Raw genomic sequence first — 17,859 nt, forward strand, 5'->3', positions numbered from 1 at the left:
CGCCGACTCCCTACGGATCGAAACGGAAAGCACGCCGCTCCATGAAGATCATCATCCTCGGTGCCGGCCAGGTCGGCGGCACTCTGGCCGAGCACCTCGCCAGCGAAGCCAATGACATCACCGTCGTCGATACCGACGGCGAGCGTCTGCGCGACCTCAACGACCGCCTGGACATCCGCACCGTCCACGGCAAGGCCTCGTTCCCCACCGTGCTGCGCCAGGCAGGTGCCGACGACGCCGACATGCTGGTGGCGGTGACCAACAGCGACGAGGTGAACATGGTGGCCTGCCAGGTCGCCTACACCCTGTTCAACACCCCTACCCGCATCGCCCGCGTGCGCGAGGCGGCGTACCTGACCCGCGCCGGGCTGTTCGACAACGAGGCGATCCCGGTCGACGTGCTGATCAGCCCCGAGCAGGTGGTGACCAACTACATCAAGCGCCTGGTGGAATACCCCGGCGCCCTGCAGGTAATCGACTTCGCCGAGGGCAAGGCCCAGCTTGTGGGCATCCGCGCCTACTACGGCGGCCCGCTGGTGGGCCAGGAGCTGCGCCAACTGCGCGAGCACATGCCCAACGCCGATACCCGCGTGGCGGCGATCTACCGGCGCAACCGGCCGATCATTCCTCAGGGCGACACGGTGATCGAGGCCGACGACGAGGTCTTCTTCATTGCCGCCAAGGCCCACATCCGTGCCGTTATGGGCGAGATGCGCCGGCTCGAGGACAGCTACAAGCGGATCATCATCGCCGGCGGCGGCAACATCGGCGAGCGCCTGGCCGAGGCCATCGAGAGCCGCTACCAGGTGAAGATCATCGAGATGAACCCGGCGCGCTGCCGGCACCTCTCCGACAGCCTGGACAGCTCCATCGTCCTGCAGGGTAGCGCCTCGGACCGCGACCTGCTGCTGGAAGAGAACATCGGCGATACCGACCTGTTCCTTGCCCTGACCAACGACGACGAGGCGAACATCATGTCCTCGCTGCTGGCCAAGCGCCTGGGCGCGCGCAAGGTGATGACGCTGATCAACAACCCCGCCTACGTCGACCTGGTGCAGGGCGGCGAGATCGACATCGCCATCAGCCCGCAGTTGGCCACCATCGGCACCCTGCTGACCCACGTGCGTCGCGGCGACATCGAGAGCGTGCATTCCCTGCGCCGCGGCGCCGCCGAAGCCATCGAGGTGGTCGCCCACGGCGACGCCAAGTCGAGCAAGGTGATCGGCCGCAAGATCAACGAAGTCCAACTGCCGCCCGGCACCACCATCGGCGCGGTGATCCGCGACGACGACGTGCTGATCGCCCACGGCGAGACGAAGATCGAGTCCGGCGACCACGTGATCCTCTTCGTGGTGGACAAGAAGCGCATCCGCGATGTCGAGCGGCTGTTCCAGGCCGGCCTGACCTTCTTCTGATTCTTCCGGGTCGCTGCAAAGCGGCCCGGCGGTTTTTTCCGCCCTTCATTTCAGACAGCTCCTACTGCACTTCGGAGTGTGTCTTGGCACCCTGCGCGACCTGTTCCTGCCTGTATCACCACAGTCATGCGCTACGCCTCCATCGCCCGCATCCTTGGCGTGCTGCTGATGCTGTTCAGCACCACGCACCTGCCGCCGCTGCTGATCGACCTGTACTACATCGAGTCGACCTGGCGCGCATTTACCCTGTCGTTCCTGGTTACCCTGCTGACCGGTCTGGCCATCTGGTGGCCGTTCCGCCAGCACAAGGACGACCTGCGCATCCGCGACGGCTACCTGGTGACAGCGCTGTTCTGGATCGTCCTGGGCTCCTTCGGCGCCCTGCCGTTCGCCTTGTCGAGCGCGCCGCACATGGGCGTGGTCGATTCGCTGTTCGAGTCCTTCTCCGGCCTTAGCACCACGGGCGCCACCGTGCTCACCGAGCTCGATGCGCTGCCCCACGCGATCCTCTACTACCGCCAGCAGCTGCAATGGCTGGGCGGGATGGGCATCGTGGTGCTGGCGGTGGCGGTGATGCCGATGCTGGGCATCGGCGGCATGCAGCTGTACCGCGCGGAAATGCCCGGCCCGCTGAAGGAGCACAAGCTCTCGCCGCGCATCGCCGATACCGCCAAGACCCTGTGGTTCCTCTACTGCGGCCTGACCCTGGCCTGCGCGCTGGCCTACTGGGCGGCGGGGATGAGCCTGTTCGACGCGATCGGCCACAGCTTCTCGACCATCGCCATCGGCGGCTTTTCCACCCACGACGCCAGCATCGGCTACTTCGACAGCCCGCTGATCGAGCTGATCTGCATGACCTTCCTGGTGATTTCCGGGATCAACTTCAGCCTGCACTTCCTCGCCTGGCGCCGACGCAGCCTGCGTCACTACCTGAAGGACACCGAGTGTCGGGCCTACCTCGGCATCCTGCTGGTACTGTTCCTGATCAGCGCGACAACGCTGGTGCTCAAGCATCACTACGACACGCCGCTGCAATCGATCCGCTACGCAGCGTTCATGGTGGTCTCGGTGGCGACCACCACCGGCTTCGGCCTCGCGGACTTCAGCACCTGGCCAACCTTGCTGCCCTACCTGCTGCTCTACAGCACCTTCATCGGTGCCTGTGCCGGTTCCACCGGCGGCGGCATGAAGGTGATGCGCATGCTGCTGGTCTATCGCCAGGGCATGCGCGAGTTCCTGCGCCTGCTGCATCCCAACGGGGTATTCCTGGTGAAGCTCGGGAGGCGCACCGTGCCCGATCGCGTGGTGGAATCGGTGTGGGCATTCTTCTCGATCTACCTGCTCACCTTCGTCAGTCTCATGCTGGTGCTGCTGGCGCTGGGCGTGGATCAGCTCACCGCGTTCTCGACCCTCGCATCCTGCCTGAACAATCTTGGCCCGGCGCTGGGCGAGGCCGCAGTGCATTACGGCAGCCTGCCGGCCAGCGCCAAGCTGGTGCTGAGCCTCGCGATGGTGCTGGGCCGACTGGAGGTGTTCTCCCTGCTGATCCTGCTGACGCCCGCCTTCTGGCGCACTTGAATGAGGCACAATGGCGGCCTGCTGACGGAGGCTCGCCATGATCGACTCGCTGGAAAAGATGCTCGCCAAGGGCGTGGACAACTCGCTGCTGCGCTTCGGCCTGGGCAAGGGCTACCTGGACGCCGGCGACGCCGCCAGGGCCGCAGAGCACCTGCGCCGCTGCGTGGCGCAGGACCCGAAGTACTCCGCCGCCTGGAAGCTGCTGGGCAAGGCGCTGCAGGCTCAGGGCGACCTGGACGGCGCCCGTACCGCCTGGACCGATGGCCTGGCCGCCGCCCTGGCCCACGGCGACAAGCAGGCAGAGAAAGAGATGACGGTATTCCTGCGCAAGTTGGACAAGGCAAAGGGCGCGTAAGCGCCCTTTTTGAATCGCGCTCGGGGACGGAAGGCCCTGTAGGAGCGCGCTTGCTCGCGAACCGCCTGGCACCGGAGCCGCGGGGAAATCCGTTCGCGAGCAAGCTCGCTCCTACAAGAAAACGGTCCGTACGTTAGAGAACCTCGCTGGCCACCGCATCCACCGCCGCCTTGGCGATGCCGACGATCTCGTCCGCCTCGGCGCGGGTCAGCACCAGCGGCGGGGCGAAGCCGAGGATGTCGCCGTGGGGCATGGCGCGGGCGATCATGCCGCGCTCCAGGCAAGCCGCCGAGACCTTCGGGCCGACCTTCAGGGACGGGTCGAAAGGCCTGCGCGCCTCGCGGTCAGCCATGAATTCCAGTGCCGCCAGCATGCCGTCGCCGCGCACCTCGCCCACCAGCGGGTGGCCCTCGAAGGTCTGGCGCAGTTGCTGGTTGAGGTAGCCTCCGACTTGCGCCGCATTGGCGGTGATGTTTTCCCGTTCGAGGATGTCCAGGTTGGCCAGCGCCGCTGCCGCGCAGATGGGGTGGCCGGAGTAGGTCCAGCCGTGTCCCATGGCGCCTTCGCGGCTGGACGCGCTGTCAATCACATCCCACACCTTCTCGCCGACTATCACTGCCGACAGCGGCGCGTAGGCGCTGGTCAGGCCCTTGGCGGTGGTGATCAGGTCCGGGCGCATGCCGTAGCGCTGGCTGCCCATCTTGTCGCCGACGCGGCCGAAAGCGCAGACCACCTCGTCGGCTATGAGCAGCACGTCGTATTTCGCCAGCACCGCCTGGATCGCCTCCCAGTAGCCCTTGGGCGGGACGATGATGCCGCCGGTGCCCATCACCGGTTCGCCGATGAAGGCCGCGACCGTGTCCGGCCCTTCGGCGAGGATCAGGTTCTCCAGTTCCTGGGCGCAGTGACGCACGAAACTGGCTTCGTCCATGCCGGCCGGGGCCTTGTAGAAGTGCGGGCAGAGGGTGTGCTTGACGCCCTCCACCGGCAGGTCGAAGTGCTGGTGGAAGCTCGCAAGGCCCGTGAGGCTGCCGGTGACGATGCCCGAGCCGTGGTAGCCGCGCTGCCGCGAGATGAACTTTTTCTTCTGCGGCCGGCCCAGCACGTTGTTGTAGTAGCGCACCAGCTTGACCTGGGTTTCGTTGGCGTCGGAGCCGGAGAGGCCGTAGTAGACCTTCTTCATGCCCGCCGGCGCCCAGTCGCGGATGATCCGCGCGGACAGCTCGATGATCGCCTCGGAGGAGTGGCCCACATAGGTGTGGTAGTAGGCCAGCTGCGTGGCCTGCGCATGGATCGCGTCGGCGACCTCAGTGCGGCCGTAGCCGATGTTCACGCAGTACAGGCCGGCGAAGGCATCGAGCAGCTCGCGGCCCTGGTGATCGCGGATGCGCACGCCGGAAGCGCCGGTGATGATGCGCCCCGGCAGCGCGCCGCTGGCGTGGTCATGGGCGTGGGTCGACGGGTGCATGAAGTGTGCGCGGTCTTCCTCGAACAGCTTGGCGTAGTCGGTCATGGCGGTGGTCTCCCGGTCAGATGGCGCCGTGGTGCAGGGCGAAGTACTTGGTTTCGACGAAGGGCTCGAAGCCCTCGCTGCCGCCTTCGCGGCCAAGGCCCGAAGCCTTCATGCCGCCGAAGGGAATGGGGTGGCCGGTGAACCTGGCGCCGTTGACCGCCACCATGGCGAACTCCAGGCGCCGCATCAGCGGCCAGATGTGATCCAGGCGTTGCCCACAAAGGTAGGCGGCCAGGCCGTACTCGGTGTCGTTGGCCTGCCGGACGGCTTCGTCCAGGTCGTCGTACGCGCTGACGCCGGCGATGGGGGCGAAGTTTTCCTCGCGCCAGATGCGCATCTGCGGCGTGACATCGGCCAGCACGGTCGGCTGATGAAACCAGCCGCCCAGCGCATGCGGTTCGCCGCCGGCGAGCAGGCGCGCCCCCTGGGCGATGGCGTCCTGCACGCGCTCGCAGGTGACGTCGAAGGCGCCCTGGTGCATCAGCGGGCCGATCTGGCTGCGCGAGTCGCTGGCCGGACCGACGCGCAGTTCGCGCACGGCACGGGCGAAGCGCTGCAGGAAGGGTTCGTAGAGGTCGCGGGCGACCAGGATGCGGTTGGCCGCGCAGCAGTCCTGCCCGGAGGTCTGGAACTTGGCGTCGATGGCGAACTGCACCGCCTGCTCCAGATCGGCGTCGGCCAGCACGATGAAGGGCGCGTTGCCGCCCAGTTCCAGGGCGACTTTCTTCACGTCCTGGGCGGCAGCCTGCAGGACCAATTTGCCCACGCGGGTCGAGCCGGTGAAGCTCACGGCGCGTACGCGGCCATCGCCGACCAGGGTTTCCATGGCCATCTGCGGCTCGCCCAGCACCACGTTGAACACGCCGGCGGGGAAGCCGGCTTCTTCCGCCAGTTGCGCCAGGGCGAAGGCGGAGTAGGGCGTCTCGTGGGCCGGCTTGACCACCACGGTGCAACCCGCGGCCAGGGCGGCAGCTGCCTTGCGGGTGATCATCGCCGAGGGGAAATTCCACGGCGTCAGCAGGGCGGCGACGCCGACCGGCTCGACCACCGTGCCCAGGTGTGCGTTGGGGATGTGGCTGGGAATGTTGCGGCCGTTCAACCGCCGCGCTTCCTCGGCGAACCAGGGGATGAAGCTGGCGGCGTAGTCGATCTCGCCAAGGGCTTCGGCCAGCGGCTTGCCCTGTTCCAGGCTGAGAATCTGCGCGAGGTCTTCGCGATGCTGGCGAATCAGCTCGGCCCAGCGGCGCAGCAGCTCGCCGCGTTCGTCCAGCGTGCGGGCTCGCCAGGCGGGGAAGGCGGCAGCGGCGGCGTCCACCGCGGCGACGATCTGCTCGCGGTCGAGCAGCGGCACATGGCCGATGGCTTCGCGGGTGGCGGGGTTGTCGACGGCGATGCTGGTGCCGCTCGCGCTGTGCAGCCAGTGGCCATTCACATAGCAGAGCGACTTGAACAGCAGGGGATGTGCGAAGGACATGGCGGCGGCTCCCGGACGGTTGGCATGGAGACCATGTTAGGGGCCGGAGGCGCGCGGTTTTTTCCTAAGCGGGGGATGGCGGCGGCAAATCTTTTCGCAGTTCTGCCGCCGCTGTTGGGCTTTTTCGGGTGGCGTCAGGCCGTGGCGGCGCGACGCAGGTTACGGGTGATGGCGCTGAGCAGCATGCCGTAGAGCGGCACGAAGAGCATCAGCATGACCGCCAGCTTCACGCCGTAGTCGACCCAGGCGATCTCCACCCAGTGCTCGGCCATGAAGGCGTTGTCGCTGTGCCAGAAAGCGATGGAGAAGAAGGTGAAGGTGTCCAGCAGGTTGCCGAACAGGGTCGAGACCACCGGGGCGATCCACCACTGGCGCATGCGCCGCAAGCGGTCGAAGACCTGGATATCGAGGATCTGGCCGAACACGTAGGCCAGGAAGCTGGCCAGGGAAATCCGCGCCACGAAGGTGTTGAATTCGCCCAGGGAGGCGAGCCCTCTGAAGGCGCCTTCCTGGAAGATCACCGAGATCACGTAGGACGCCAGCAGCGCCGGAATCATCACCCGCGCGATGACCAGCCGCGCCGGGCGCTTGCCGAGCAGGCGGACGGTGAGGTCAGTGGCCAGGAAGATGAACGGGAAGCTGAACGCGCCCCAGGTGGTGTGCCAGCCAAAGAGGGTCATTGGCAGCTGCACCAGGTAGTTGCTGGCGATGATGATCAGGATGTGGAACGCGACCAGGCCGGCGAGTGCGCCGCGCCTTGCCGCCGGAAGGGATGCCGACATGCTTTGGGCCTTTTTCGTCGATGGGGTGAGGGAACCCATGCCCGGCACCATGCCGAGCGGCGCGCATTGTATACGATCCGGACCTGGAAGTCAGGATTTGTTGGGCAAATTTTGTTCAACCGCCGACGGGCGTTCATGTAGGAGCGAGCTTGCTCGCGAACCCGCGCGGCACCGACGCCGCCGGGAAATCTGTTCGCGAGCAAGGACTGGGCGTCCCCCTCGGTCCTACGAAGAGCCGCATGAGTTTCCGCCGGATAGATAACGGCGGATAACCTGTTCCAGGTTATTCGCTCTACGAAAGGCTCTGCTCCTGCGCCTCGGCGGGAATCGCTGCATCCAGTGTCTTGATCACCTTGGTGACGATGTAGGTGAAGTAGCGCTCGATGCCGACGTCCTCCAGCAGCAGTTGGTCGATGAAGCGCTGGTAGTGGTCGATGTCGCGCGCCTGGATCATCGCGATGTAGTCCACGCCGCCGCCGGTGGCGTAGCAGAAGCCCACCTCCGGCGCCTGCTGCAGGCGCTGCTCGAAGCGCTTCATGTCCTGCGCGGTATGCCGCGCCAGGGTGATTTCCACCAGCACCTGCTGCTGCTTGAACAACGCCGGCCAGTCGATCTGCGCGCGGTAGCCTTTGATCAGCCCGGCCTCCTCCAGCTTGCGCACACGCTCCCAGGCCGGACTGACCGAGAGGTTGATCGCCTCGGCCAGGCTCGACTTGGTGATGCGCCCGTCGCCGGCGAGGATGCGCAGGATCTTCAGGTCATAGCGGTCGAGCTTGATCATGGCTGCCTCCGGCACAGTTAGCCGAGCACCTCGGCGACCACCGCGAGGGTGTCGCCGCTCTGCACCAGGCCGGGAAAATGCCGCGCGGCGAGGATGCCGCTGCGCTTGGCGCGGTACTCCACCGGCGCGGCGCCGGTGCGCAACACATCGTGCACCCGCGCCAGCACCTCGCCGCGTTCGACGCGTTCGCCCAGGTCACGGCACATCTCCAGCAGGCCGCCGTGCTCACTGGCGACGAAGCAATCGCCATCGGGCATGTCGAGCATCACCGACTTCGCCGGTTCGACTTCGCCGCGCAGGATGCCGGCCTGCACCAGTACATTGCGCACGCCACGCCGGGCGATGGCCACGGTGCGCGCGCTGCTGCTGCCGCCGCCACCCAGTTCAGTGGTGACGAACAGCTTGCCTTGCTCCTCGGCGGCGCTGTCGTACATGCCCACCGCATCCAGCTCCAGCATGCGCATGGAATAGGGCGCGGCGAAGGCGCGCATCAGCGCCTCGCTGGCCTGCTGCTGGGCCTTGTCCGGCAGCACGTGGCAGGCGGCGAAGGGCAGGAAGTCGAGGGTGCGGCCGCCGGAATGGATATCCAGCACCACGTCCGCCAGCGGCAGCAGGTTGCGCTGGAAGTAGTCGGCGATCTTCTGCGTCACCGTGCCGTCCGGGCGACCGGGGAAGCTGCGGTTGAGGTTGCCGGCGTCGATCGGCGAGGTGCGCTTGCCGGCGAGGAACGCCGGGGTGTTCATGAACGGCACGATGATCACCCGGCCGCGTACGTCCTCGGCGCGCAGTTCCTGGGCCAGGCGGCTGAGCGCCACCGGGCCTTCGTATTCGTCGCCATGGTTGCCGCCGGTGAGCAGCGCGGTGGGGCCGTCGCCGTTCTTCACCACGCAGATCGGGATCATCACCGCACCCCAGGCTGAATCGTCCCGCGAGTAGGGCAGCTTGAGGTGGCCGTGCTGCACGCCGTCGCGCCGGAAGTCGACGCTGGCAGCGATGGGGTTCTCGCGCAGCGGCTTGTCGAGTGCATGGGTCATCGCCTCACTCCTTCACGAACAGCTGGCGCGGGTAGTCGCAGAAGGTTTCCACGCCGCGCTCGGTGATGAGGATGCTTTCGGTGATTTCCAGGCCCCAGTCGTCCATCCACAGGCCGGGCATGAAGTGGAAGGTCATGCCCGCTTCGAGCACGCTGTTGTCGCTCGGGCGCAGGCTCATGGTGCGCTCGCCCCAGTCCGGCGGGTAGCTGATACCGATGGGGTAGCCGCAGCGGCTGTCCTTGTGGATGCCGAACTTCTCCAGCACGCCGAAGAAGGCGCGGGCGATGTCCCCGGTGGTGTTGCCGGGTTTGGCGGCATCCAGTCCGGCGGCGATGCCTTCGACCACGGCCTTCTCCGCGTCGAGGAAATGCTGGGGCGGCTTGCCCAGGAACACCGTGCGCGACAGCGGGCAGTGGTAGCGCTTGTAGCAGCCGGCAATCTCGAAGAAGGTGCCGGCGCCGCGTTCGAAGGGCGTGTCGTCCCAGGTCAGGTGCGGCGCGCTGGCGTCGGCGCCGGTGGGCAGCAGCGGGACGATGGCCGGGTAGTCGCCGCCGTGGCCGTCCACGCCGAGGATGCCGGCGCTATAGATGTCCGCCACCAGTTCATTCTTGCGCATGCCCGGCTCGATGCACTCGACGATGTACGCGTGCATCCGTTCGACGATGCGCGCGGCAACGCGCATGTACTCGATCTCGCGCAGCGATTTCACCGCGCGCTGCCAGTTCACCAGGGCCGTGGCGTCGACGAATTTCGCGCTCGGCAGGTTGGCCTGCAGCGAGCGGAAGGCGGCGGCGCTGAAGTAGTAGTTGTCCATCTCCACGCCGATGGCCCGGTCGGACCAACCGCGCGCGGCGATGACCTCGCGGGACAGGTAGTCCATCGGATGGCGCTCGCTGGACTGCACGTAATGGTCGGGGTAGCCGACGATGTTGTCCGCCTGCATGAACACCGTGCGCCGCGCGCCGTTGGCGTCCTGGCCGCGACCGAACCAGACCGGCTCGCCCTCCAGCGCCAGCAGCACGCACTGGTGTACGTAGAAGGACCAGCCGTCGTAGCCGGTGAGCCAGGCCATGTTCGACGGATCGGTGACCAGCAGCAGCTCGATGCCGCGCTGTTGCATGCTGGCGCGGACTTTGGCGATCCGCTGGGCGTATTCCTCCCGGCTGAAGGGGAGGTTGACGACGATTTCGGACATGCGGAAATCCTCTCTCGGTTTTTGTTTTTTGCTTTTGTAGGAGCGAGCTTGCTCGCGAACCCGCCCAGCGCTGGCGCCACCGGAAAATCTGTTCGCGAGCAAGGGCTAGGCGCCCCCTCGCTCCTACAGGTTTTCCTGCATGAATCGGAGCCGAGTGGTCAGCTGTGGAATTGGAATCCTTTCCCCATCCGCTGCGCCCGCTGGAAAGCCAGTCCGGCAATGGCGGTGTCCTGCGCGCCGGTGCCGGTGAGGTCGCAAAGGGTGACGTCTTCGGCACGGCGGCGGCCTGCGCGCTGCCCGGCGATGACCTGGCCCAGCTCGGCGAAATCGGCGTCCGGCCGCACGCAGCCAGCCTCCAGCGCATGGTGCAGCTCACCCAACACACAGGTCTGGCTGAGGCGGTCGGCGACATAGCAGTCCACCGCCGCCAGGGCGTCGGCGGCGATCTCGTTCTTGTGCTCGGCATCCGAGCCCATGGCGGTGATGTGCAGGCCGGGGCGCAGGTGTTTTTTCTGGATCAGCGGCTCGCGACTGGGCGTGCTGGTGATGGCGATATCGGCGCCTTCCAGCGCTTCGTCGATGCTGGCGCAGGCGCTGACCTCAATGCCCAGGCTGGTGCTCAGCTCCTGCGCGCAGTGCCGCGCCTTGTCGATGTCCCGCGCCCAGACGCTGGCACCCTCGATGGGCCGCACCAGGCACAGCGCCTTGAGCTGCAGCCGCGCCTGTTCGCCGGCGCCGATCAGCGCGACCTGGCGCGACTCCTCGCGGGCCAGCCACTTGGCTGCCACCGCGCCGGCGCACGCGGTGCGCACGGCGGTGAGGTAGCCGTTGTCCAGCAACAGCGCGTCGAGCAGGCCGGTGCGCGAGGAGAGCAGCATCATCATGCCGTTGAGACTGGGCAGGCCGAGCTTGGGGTTGTCGAAGAAACCAGGACTGACCTTGATGGCGAAGCGCGACAGGCCGGGCAGGTAGGCGGTCTTCACGTCGACTTCGCCGTTGTGCTCGGGCACGTCCAGGCGAAGGATCGGCGGCATTGCCACCGGCGCCGTGGCGAGCAGGCGGAAGGCCTGTTCGACAGCGTCGAGGCTCTCCCGGTCTATCGCCACGCAGGCGCGCAAGTCGGCTTCGCTGAGCAGGGTGACGTCAGCCATGGGCGGATTCCTCGAGGATCTGCTGGTGTTGTTCGATGGCGATGTTGCGGCCGCTGACGATCACCACCACCGGGCCGACCGGGGTGATCAGGCCGTCCAGCAGGGCGGCGATGCCGACGGCGGCGGCGCCTTCCACCACCTGCCGTTCCTCGCGGTAGGCGTGGCGGATGCCGGCGGCGATGGAGAGCTCGTCGAGCAGGTGCAACTGGTCGCAGTAGTCGCGGACAAGGGCGAAGGTGTAGCGGTTGTCCAGGCCGATGCCGCCGCCGAGGGAGTCGGCCAGGGTCGGCAGTTCCTCCACTTCCACCGGGCGTCCGGCGGCGAGGCTGGCGGCCATGGCGGCGCCACGGCGCATGCTGATGCCGTGGACGCGGATAGTCGGGTCGACGTGCTTGAGCGCCAGCGCCACGCCGCCGAACAGCCCGCCACCGGAGAGCGGCACCAGCACCTGGCGCACGTCCGGCAGCTGTTCGAGGATTTCCAGACCGAGGGTGCCCTGGCCGGCGATGATTTGCGGGTGGTCGAAGGGCGGCAGCAGCGTCGCGCCCTGCTCGCGGGCAATCCGCTCGGCTTCGGCCTGGGCGTCGTCCTGGCTGTGGCCGACGATGCGCACCTCGGCGCCCAGCTCGCGGATCGCCTGGACCTTGTTCGCCGGCACCAATTGGGACAGACAGATGGTGGCGTGCACGCCAAGCACCCGCGCGGCATGGGCCAGCGCCCGGCCGTGGTTGCCGGTGGAGGCGGCGACGACGCCCCTGGCCTTCTGCTCGTCATCGAGCTGGGCAATCGCATTGCTCGCGCCGCGCAGCTTGAAGCTGCCGGTGATCTGCTGCGATTCGAGCTTTAGGTACACCGGCGCGCCGAGCAGGCGCGACAGGCTGGGCGAATGCTCCAGCGGCGTCTGCCGCACCAGGCCCTGGATGCGCTGGCGTGCTCGGTACAGCTCGACGGGGGAAATCGGCTCCATCTCGGCCTCCGGGGGAATGCAGTGGGGCCGAGTGTAGGGGCGAGAAATTGTCGCGATGAATGTACTAGGACGATGTAGTTCGCGGAGGTGATTTTTCGTAGGAGCGAGCTTGCTCCTGCAGGGCTGCAGGCGGTAGGGCGCATAACCTGGAACAGGTTATCCGCCGCGCTCGTCACGGCGGATAACGCTGGCGCGTTATGCGCCCTACGGCCACAAGTGCGGGCCCGGCGTAGGGCTTAGAAATCGTGGATCTTCGGGTACTGCCCGAAAAGTTCGCGCATGTCTTCCAGGGCGCTGGCCATACGTTCGTCGCTGCATTCGGCGCCCATGCACAGCCGCACCGCGCGCGGCCGGGGCGTGCCGCGCACCATGAACGGATCGGGCGGCGTCACGGCAATGTGTCGATGACGCAGCTCGCGCACCAGGCTGTCCAGTTCCCAGTGTTCGGGGATGCCGATCCAGGCACTCAGCGAATGCGGATCGCAACCGCGCAGGTGGTCGCCGAGGTATTCGCGCACCAGCCCCTGGCGCTTCTCCAGCACACGGCGCTGCAGGCCGATCAACGCGGCGGCGTTGCCGTTGTGGATCCAGCGTGCCGCCACTTCCGCCAGCAGCGGCGTGCCCATCCAGCTGTTCACCCGCAGGATGCTCTCGGTACGCAGCGCCAGCCGTCGCGGCATGGCCAGGTAGCCGATGCGCAGGCCGGTAAGCACGCTCTTGGTGAAGCTGGTGCAGTAGAACGACAGGTCCGGTAGGTAATGGCTGAGCGGCGGCGGGCGGCGCTCGCCGAGCAGCGGGCCGTAGACGTCGTCCTCGATCACATACACGCCATAGCGCTGGGCGATAGCGGCGATCTCGCGGCGGCGCGTATCGGGCATCAGGCAGGAGGTCGGATTGTTCAGGTTGGGCGTGCACACCAGCGCGGTGATGCGCTCGTTGGCGCAGAGGTCCTCGAAATGCTCGGGATCGATGCCTTCCTTGTCGATCTCCACGCCCTTGAGGGTGAAGCCGAGCACCTGGGAATTGCCGATCACACCGTGGTCGGTGAGCTGCTCGCAGAGCACCACGTCGTCCGGCCCGGCGAGAGAGGCGAGGGCAAGGAAGATGCCGTGGGCCGCGCCGTTGGTGATCAGCACGTCGTCGCGCTCGCGCTTGAGGCCCAGTTGCGCCAGCCATTTCACCCCGGCGTCGCGGTGCGTATCGAAGCCGGCGACCGGGCGGCAGGCCCGCATCCACGGCTGGTCGGTTTCCTGCGCCAGCTCACGGCAGCTGTCCTGCCACAGGCGGTCGTGCTCGCGGGTGTGGACGATGCTGGCGATGGAGAAATCCACCAGCGCGCGCTCGGGGTGGTCGACCATGTAGTGGGCCATGCCCTCGGTCATCCGCCGCGTGACGAAGCTGCCGCGGCCGACCTCGCATCGCACCAGGCCCTGGCGCTCCAGTTCCTTGTAGGCGTTGGTCACGGTTTGCACGCTGATGCCCAGGCCATCCGCGACGTGGCGCTGCGGCGGCAGGCGCTGCCCGTCGCTCAGGCGACCTTGCTCGATGTCGCCGGCAATGGCCTGCACCAGGGTCTTGTACTTGGATTCGCCGACCCGCAGGTCGGCCAGGGCGCGACGCCAGGCTTCCATCTTCAGCGCTCCGTCTGGTCAGGGGGCCAGAGTGACGGACGCGCACACCGGCGGCAATTGTCCTAGTGCAATGTCGACCGTTCCGCCCCTTTTGTATGCTCGGGCGCAGGACATATAGCCGCGCACCTGTCAGTACATCGGGCAGCACATCGGGCCGCATTGTCAGGCCCGCGCAGAAAAAACCCTCGGCTGCGTTCGTCGCGACGGTGGCTTTTTCCCGCCGCGGGGTTGTCGATCAGGAACAGCCGCAAGGTCCCCCGGCTTAGTCTGGCGTCGAGCTTGTCGCCGTCGCCATCGACAGCGGCGCAAGAACTTCGGAAGGCCCCACCCAGGGCCCGACCTACAAGAACAACAGTCGTACGACATTGCTACCTGCCATCCATCGCCGCGCGCCAACCGCGTTCGGCAAGAGAAGATCAGGAGATCCGAAGATGAGTACCGCCCCTGTTTTCCTGCGCCGCCTGAGTCTTGCCTGCACCCTGCTGGCCTGCGCTGTAGCCAGCGCCGGCAGCTACGCCGAAACCACCCTGGAACGCATCAAGAGCACCGGCACCGTGCGCATCGGCTACGCCAACGAAGCGCCGTTCGCCTACACCGAGACCTCCGGCAAGGTCACCGGTGAATCCCCGGAAATCGCCACGCAGATCTTCACGAAAATGGGTGTGAAGAAGATCGAACCGGTGCTGACCGAATGGGGCGCGCTGATCCCCGGCCTGCGTGCCGGGCGTTTCGACGTCATCGCCGCCGGCATGTACATCACCCCGCCGCGCTGCCAGCAGGTGATCTTCACCGACCCGCACTACCAGATTCCCGATTCGCTGCTGGTGAAGAAGGGCAACCCGAAGAACCTGCACAGCTACGCCGACGTGAAGAACAACCCGGACGTGAAGCTGGCGATCATGTCCGGCACCGCCGAGCTGGGTTACGCCCGCGCGGAAGGTGTGGCGGAAGAGCAGATCGTCCAGGTGCCCGACACCACCGCGCAGCTGCAGGCCGTGCGCGCCGGCCGCGCCGACGCCAGCGTCGGCACCGCGCTGACCATGAAGGGCCTCGCGGCGAAAGGCGGCGACTCGGTGGAAGCCATCACCGACTTCAAGGACGACCCGTCGCACATCGGTTACGGCGCCCTTGCCTTCCGCCCGGATGACAAGGACCTGCGCGATGCCGTCAACGCCCAGCTCAAGCAGTGGCTGGGCGGCGCCGAGCACCTGGCGACGGTCAAGCCGTTCGGCTTCGACAAGTCCAACGTCACCGACAAGACCGCCGCCGAACTCTGCAAACAGTGACCGTGCGGGGCGCGTCGCTGGCATAGGGCGCGCCTGCCCGGCCGTTTGGTCGAACCTGTCGCAACGGGATACGTACCATGGGTGAATTGCTTCCTCTGCTGCTGGAGGGCGCCTGGATCACCGTCCAGGTGACCGTCTTCGGCTCCCTGCTGGCGGTCGCCGCCGCCATCATCGCCGCACTCGGCCGGCTCTCGCCGTGGCCGGCGGTGCGCTGGGTGTCCATCGCCTACATCGAGCTGTTCCGCGGCACCTCGTTGCTGGTGCAGCTGTTCTGGCTGTACTTCGTACTGCCGCTGCCGCCGTTTAACCTGGAAATGAGCGCCTACAGCGTGGCGATCATCGGCCTGGGACTGCACATCGGCGCCTACGGCGCGGAAGTGATGCGCGGCGCCATCGGCTCGGTGCCCAAGGGGCAGTACGAAGCCTCGCTGGCGCTGAACATGACGCCCTTCACGCGCTTTCGCCGGATCATCCTGCCGCAGGCCCTGCTCTGCGCTATCCCGCCGGGCACCAACCTGCTGATCGAGCTGCTGAAGAACACCTCACTGGTGTCGCTGATCACCCTCTCGGACCTGACCTTCCGCGCCCGCCAGCTGGACCAGGCGACCTTCGAGACCATGAAGATCTTCCTGCTCACCCTGGTGCTGTACTTCGTAATGGCCCAGGTCATCGTCTTCCTCATGCGCCGCCTCGAACGCTGGCTGGGGCACGGCCGAATCCGCGGAGGCCTGTAATGAAATTCTTCGACTGGGACTTCGCCTGGCAGATTCTCCCGCAGCTGCTGCACGCCTCGCTGCGGACCATCGCCATCACCCTGGTGGGCTTCGCCCTGGCCGTGGTGTTCGGCCTGCTCTTCGCCATCGCCCGGCGCAGCCGGCACATCTGGCTGTCGTGGCCGGCGGCCTGGCTGATCGAATTCATCCGCAGCACGCCCTTGCTGATCCAGGTGTACTTCCTGTTCTACGTGCTGCCGACCTACGGGCTGAGCATGACCGCCCTGGTGGCCGGCACCCTCGGCATCGCCCTGCACTACGCCTGTTATACCGCCGAGGTGTACCGCGCCGGCCTGGAAGCGGTGCCGCGCGGGCAGTGGGAGGCGGTCACCGCGCTGAACTTCTCGCCGTTCAAGGCCTACCGCGAAGTGATCCTGCCCCAGGCGATCCGCCCGGTGCTGCCGGCGCTGGGCAACTACCTGATCGCCATGTTCAAGGACACCCCGGTGCTCTCGGCGATCACCGTGGTGGAAATCATGCAGCAGGCGAAGAACATCGGCTCCGACAGCTTCCGCTACCTGGAACCGATCACCCTGGTCGGGGTGTTCTTCCTGCTGATCTCCATCGGCCTGGCGGGCGTCGTGCGCCAGGTGGAAAAACGCACGGCGCTGCCATGACCGACTCTTCTGGAGGTACTCCGATGTCCGTTCACTCCCTTCAAGCCGCCCCTCGCGCTTCGAGCCAGGATGCCCCGGCCGCACGCGCCGAGACGGCCCAGCCGATGGTCAGCTTCCGCAACGTGTGCAAGAGCTATGGCAGCTTCAGCGTGCTCAAGGACCTCAATCTGGAGGTGAAGGCCCACGAGAAGGTCGCCATCATCGGCCCCAGCGGCTCGGGCAAATCCACCCTGCTGCGCGCGCTGATGACCCTGGAGACCATCGACAGCGGCCTGATCGAAGTCGATGGCGAACCCCTGACCCACCTCAAGCGCAACGCGGCGCTGGTACGCGCGCCGGAAAGTCACGTACGCAAAGTGCGCAGCAAGATCGGCATGGTGTTCCAGAGCTTCAACCTGTTCCCACACATGAGCGCGCTGCGCAACGTGATGGAAGCGCCGGTACAGGTGCTCGGCATGCGCCGTGACGAGGCCCGCGAGCGGGCGGTGGAGCTACTGGAGATGGTCGGCCTGGGCAACAAGCTCGACCACTACCCGTCGCAGCTTTCCGGCGGCCAGCAGCAGCGCGTGGCGATTGCCCGTGCGCTGGCGATGCGGCCCAAGGTGATGCTGTTCGACGAGGTGACGTCGGCGCTGGACCCGGAGCTGTGCGGCGAGGTGCTCAACGTGGTGCGCAAGCTCGGTGCCGAGCACAACCTGACCATGCTCATGGTCACCCACCAGATGGGCTTCGCCCGCGAGTTCGCCGACCGCGTGTGCTTCTTCCACCAGGGCAGCATCCTGGAGCAGGGCAGCCCGCAGCAGTTCTTCGGCCACCCGCAGCATGAGCGGACGCGGGCCTTCCTGAGTGCTGTGAACGAGGCGAATTGATCGGCTGGGGCTCTTCGTAGGACCGAGGGGGGCGCCTAGCCCTTGCTCGCGAACAAACTCCGCTGCGGGGCTCGGGTTCGCGAGCAAGCTCGCTCCTACAGAAAAGCAGTTCGCAGTGCAGCGGAGATCAGGCGTTGCCGACGAAGCGGAAGCCCGCGCCCTCGGCGTCGGTGCGCATCACCTCCATCTCCAGGATCGGCGCATCGAAGGGCATGTCCTGCACCTGGCCGGTCACGCGGGTGCCGGCCGGCAGCGCGGCGAGCACTTCATGACGAACGTAGACGCCGCCGTCGGACAGATCACGGGTATGGCCGAACACATCACCGAAGCTGGCATGGCTGATCTTGATCCGGCACTTCATCGGGGTACGCGGGTACTGCCTTTGGTTCGACATGAATGGCATCCGTCCTGAATGTCAGCGCACTAATGGGCCTGAAA

Annotated in this window: 17 protein-coding genes; 7 read left to right on the forward strand and 10 right to left on the reverse strand. The window is 66.7% G+C overall.

Annotated elements, in window-relative coordinates; all coding sequences use genetic code 11:
- The first annotated feature begins 41 nt into the window (after positions 1 to 41).
- The 3 genes from trkA (at position 42) to IB274_RS25890 (ending at position 3,348) form a co-directional block, all read left to right on the forward strand.
- The gene (gene trkA, locus IB274_RS25880) at positions 42 to 1,415 is read left to right on the forward strand and encodes a Trk system potassium transporter TrkA (protein ID WP_017518880.1); all 1,374 of its coding nucleotides are present in this window, start codon (positions 42 to 44) and stop codon (positions 1,413 to 1,415) included.
- 126 nt (positions 1,416 to 1,541) lie between these two features.
- Positions 1,542 to 2,993 (forward strand): TrkH family potassium uptake protein, encoded by a 1,452-nt coding sequence (locus tag IB274_RS25885; RefSeq protein WP_192435670.1) that lies wholly within the window; start codon positions 1,542 to 1,544, stop codon positions 2,991 to 2,993.
- A gap of 37 nt (positions 2,994 to 3,030) precedes the next feature.
- Entirely contained in the window at positions 3,031 to 3,348 is a 318-nt protein-coding gene (locus IB274_RS25890; protein ID WP_192435671.1) for a tetratricopeptide repeat protein, read from the forward strand.
- 133 nt (positions 3,349 to 3,481) lie between these two features.
- Here IB274_RS25890 and IB274_RS25895 read toward each other — a convergent pair whose 3' ends face one another.
- The 9 genes from IB274_RS25895 to IB274_RS25935 all read right to left on the reverse strand — a co-directional run bounded on the left by IB274_RS25895 (position 3,482) and on the right by IB274_RS25935 (position 13,876).
- A complete protein-coding gene (locus IB274_RS25895; protein ID WP_192435672.1) occupies positions 3,482 to 4,861 on the reverse strand; it encodes an aspartate aminotransferase family protein in 1,380 nt (459 codons plus the stop codon).
- 16 nt (positions 4,862 to 4,877) lie between these two features.
- Positions 4,878 to 6,335, reverse strand: coding sequence for an NAD-dependent succinate-semialdehyde dehydrogenase (locus IB274_RS25900; RefSeq protein WP_192435673.1), 1,458 nt, complete (start codon positions 6,333 to 6,335; stop codon positions 4,878 to 4,880).
- Between the two features lie 134 nt (positions 6,336 to 6,469).
- Complete coding sequence (locus tag IB274_RS25905; RefSeq protein ID WP_192403404.1) at positions 6,470 to 7,117, reverse strand: 7-cyano-7-deazaguanine/7-aminomethyl-7-deazaguanine transporter; 648 nt, start codon at positions 7,115 to 7,117, stop codon at positions 6,470 to 6,472.
- 292 nt (positions 7,118 to 7,409) lie between these two features.
- Positions 7,410 to 7,898 (reverse strand): Lrp/AsnC family transcriptional regulator, encoded by a 489-nt coding sequence (locus IB274_RS25910; RefSeq protein WP_192435674.1) that lies wholly within the window; start codon positions 7,896 to 7,898, stop codon positions 7,410 to 7,412.
- 17 nt (positions 7,899 to 7,915) lie between these two features.
- Positions 7,916 to 8,932, reverse strand: coding sequence for a N(2)-acetyl-L-2,4-diaminobutanoate deacetylase DoeB (gene doeB / locus IB274_RS25915; RefSeq protein ID WP_192435675.1), 1,017 nt, complete (start codon positions 8,930 to 8,932; stop codon positions 7,916 to 7,918).
- Positions 8,933 to 8,936: 4 nt separating this feature from the next.
- Positions 8,937 to 10,127 carry an ectoine hydrolase DoeA gene (doeA, locus tag IB274_RS25920; protein WP_192435676.1) on the reverse strand — a complete coding sequence of 397 codons (1,191 nt, stop codon included), beginning with the start codon at positions 10,125 to 10,127 and terminating at the stop codon, positions 8,937 to 8,939.
- Positions 10,128 to 10,285: 158 nt separating this feature from the next.
- Positions 10,286 to 11,278 carry a cyclodeaminase gene (locus tag IB274_RS25925; protein WP_192435677.1) on the reverse strand — a complete coding sequence of 331 codons (993 nt, stop codon included), beginning with the start codon at positions 11,276 to 11,278 and terminating at the stop codon, positions 10,286 to 10,288.
- The gene (gene eutB / locus IB274_RS25930) at positions 11,271 to 12,245 is read right to left on the reverse strand and encodes a hydroxyectoine utilization dehydratase EutB (protein ID WP_192435678.1); all 975 of its coding nucleotides are present in this window, start codon (positions 12,243 to 12,245) and stop codon (positions 11,271 to 11,273) included. The genes IB274_RS25925 and eutB overlap by 8 nt, the downstream gene beginning before the upstream one ends.
- A gap of 236 nt (positions 12,246 to 12,481) precedes the next feature.
- On the reverse strand, positions 12,482 to 13,876 hold the full coding sequence (locus tag IB274_RS25935; RefSeq protein WP_192435679.1) for a PLP-dependent aminotransferase family protein: 1,395 nt from the start codon (positions 13,874 to 13,876) through the stop codon (positions 12,482 to 12,484).
- Positions 13,877 to 14,307: 431 nt separating this feature from the next.
- Between IB274_RS25935 and ehuB the strand changes: the two genes are divergently transcribed.
- The 4 genes from ehuB to ehuA all read left to right on the forward strand — a co-directional run bounded on the left by ehuB (position 14,308) and on the right by ehuA (position 17,421).
- Positions 14,308 to 15,162: an ectoine/hydroxyectoine ABC transporter substrate-binding protein EhuB gene (ehuB, locus tag IB274_RS25940; RefSeq protein ID WP_081518971.1), complete on the forward strand. Its 855-nt coding sequence runs from the start codon at positions 14,308 to 14,310 to the stop codon at positions 15,160 to 15,162.
- A gap of 77 nt (positions 15,163 to 15,239) precedes the next feature.
- Complete coding sequence (ehuC, locus tag IB274_RS25945; RefSeq protein WP_192435680.1) at positions 15,240 to 15,896, forward strand: ectoine/hydroxyectoine ABC transporter permease subunit EhuC; 657 nt, start codon at positions 15,240 to 15,242, stop codon at positions 15,894 to 15,896.
- Positions 15,896 to 16,552 (forward strand): ectoine/hydroxyectoine ABC transporter permease subunit EhuD, encoded by a 657-nt coding sequence (ehuD, locus tag IB274_RS25950; RefSeq protein ID WP_081518973.1) that lies wholly within the window; start codon positions 15,896 to 15,898, stop codon positions 16,550 to 16,552. Before ehuC ends, ehuD begins: the two co-directional genes overlap by 1 nt.
- Positions 16,553 to 16,575: 23 nt before the next feature.
- Positions 16,576 to 17,421 carry an ectoine/hydroxyectoine ABC transporter ATP-binding protein EhuA gene (ehuA, locus tag IB274_RS25955; protein WP_318652924.1) on the forward strand — a complete coding sequence of 282 codons (846 nt, stop codon included), beginning with the start codon at positions 16,576 to 16,578 and terminating at the stop codon, positions 17,419 to 17,421.
- Positions 17,422 to 17,548: 127 nt separating this feature from the next.
- On the opposite strand, the gene IB274_RS25960 is transcribed toward ehuA, so the two are convergent.
- Complete coding sequence (locus IB274_RS25960) at positions 17,549 to 17,815, reverse strand: PilZ domain-containing protein (protein WP_081518975.1); 267 nt, start codon at positions 17,813 to 17,815, stop codon at positions 17,549 to 17,551.
- Positions 17,816 to 17,859 lie beyond the last annotated feature (44 nt).

Origin of the sequence: Pseudomonas sp. PDM18, from assembly GCF_014852585.1 — a bacterium.
GTDB lineage: Bacteria > Pseudomonadota > Gammaproteobacteria > Pseudomonadales > Pseudomonadaceae > Pseudomonas.

Excerpts from the sequence above, each read along its gene's own strand:
- trkA (WP_017518880.1), top strand. The coding sequence starts at position 42 with ATGAAGATCATCATCCTCGGTGCCGGCCAGGTCGGCGGCACTCTGGCC.
- IB274_RS25885 (WP_192435670.1), top strand. The coding sequence starts at position 1,542 with ATGCGCTACGCCTCCATCGCCCGCATCCTTGGCGTGCTGCTGATGCTG.
- IB274_RS25890 (WP_192435671.1), top strand. The coding sequence starts at position 3,031 with ATGATCGACTCGCTGGAAAAGATGCTCGCCAAGGGCGTGGACAACTCG.
- IB274_RS25895 (WP_192435672.1), bottom strand. The coding sequence starts at position 4,861 with ATGACCGACTACGCCAAGCTGTTCGAGGAAGACCGCGCACACTTCATG.
- IB274_RS25900 (WP_192435673.1), bottom strand. The coding sequence starts at position 6,335 with ATGTCCTTCGCACATCCCCTGCTGTTCAAGTCGCTCTGCTATGTGAAT.
- IB274_RS25905 (WP_192403404.1), bottom strand. The coding sequence starts at position 7,117 with ATGTCGGCATCCCTTCCGGCGGCAAGGCGCGGCGCACTCGCCGGCCTG.
- IB274_RS25910 (WP_192435674.1), bottom strand. The coding sequence starts at position 7,898 with ATGATCAAGCTCGACCGCTATGACCTGAAGATCCTGCGCATCCTCGCC.
- doeB (WP_192435675.1), bottom strand. The coding sequence starts at position 8,932 with ATGACCCATGCACTCGACAAGCCGCTGCGCGAGAACCCCATCGCTGCC.
- doeA (WP_192435676.1), bottom strand. The coding sequence starts at position 10,127 with ATGTCCGAAATCGTCGTCAACCTCCCCTTCAGCCGGGAGGAATACGCC.
- IB274_RS25925 (WP_192435677.1), bottom strand. The coding sequence starts at position 11,278 with ATGGCTGACGTCACCCTGCTCAGCGAAGCCGACTTGCGCGCCTGCGTG.
- eutB (WP_192435678.1), bottom strand. The coding sequence starts at position 12,245 with ATGGAGCCGATTTCCCCCGTCGAGCTGTACCGAGCACGCCAGCGCATC.
- IB274_RS25935 (WP_192435679.1), bottom strand. The coding sequence starts at position 13,876 with ATGGAAGCCTGGCGTCGCGCCCTGGCCGACCTGCGGGTCGGCGAATCC.
- ehuB (WP_081518971.1), top strand. The coding sequence starts at position 14,308 with ATGAGTACCGCCCCTGTTTTCCTGCGCCGCCTGAGTCTTGCCTGCACC.
- ehuC (WP_192435680.1), top strand. The coding sequence starts at position 15,240 with ATGGGTGAATTGCTTCCTCTGCTGCTGGAGGGCGCCTGGATCACCGTC.
- ehuD (WP_081518973.1), top strand. The coding sequence starts at position 15,896 with ATGAAATTCTTCGACTGGGACTTCGCCTGGCAGATTCTCCCGCAGCTG.
- ehuA (WP_318652924.1), top strand. The coding sequence starts at position 16,576 with ATGTCCGTTCACTCCCTTCAAGCCGCCCCTCGCGCTTCGAGCCAGGAT.
- IB274_RS25960 (WP_081518975.1), bottom strand. The coding sequence starts at position 17,815 with ATGTCGAACCAAAGGCAGTACCCGCGTACCCCGATGAAGTGCCGGATC.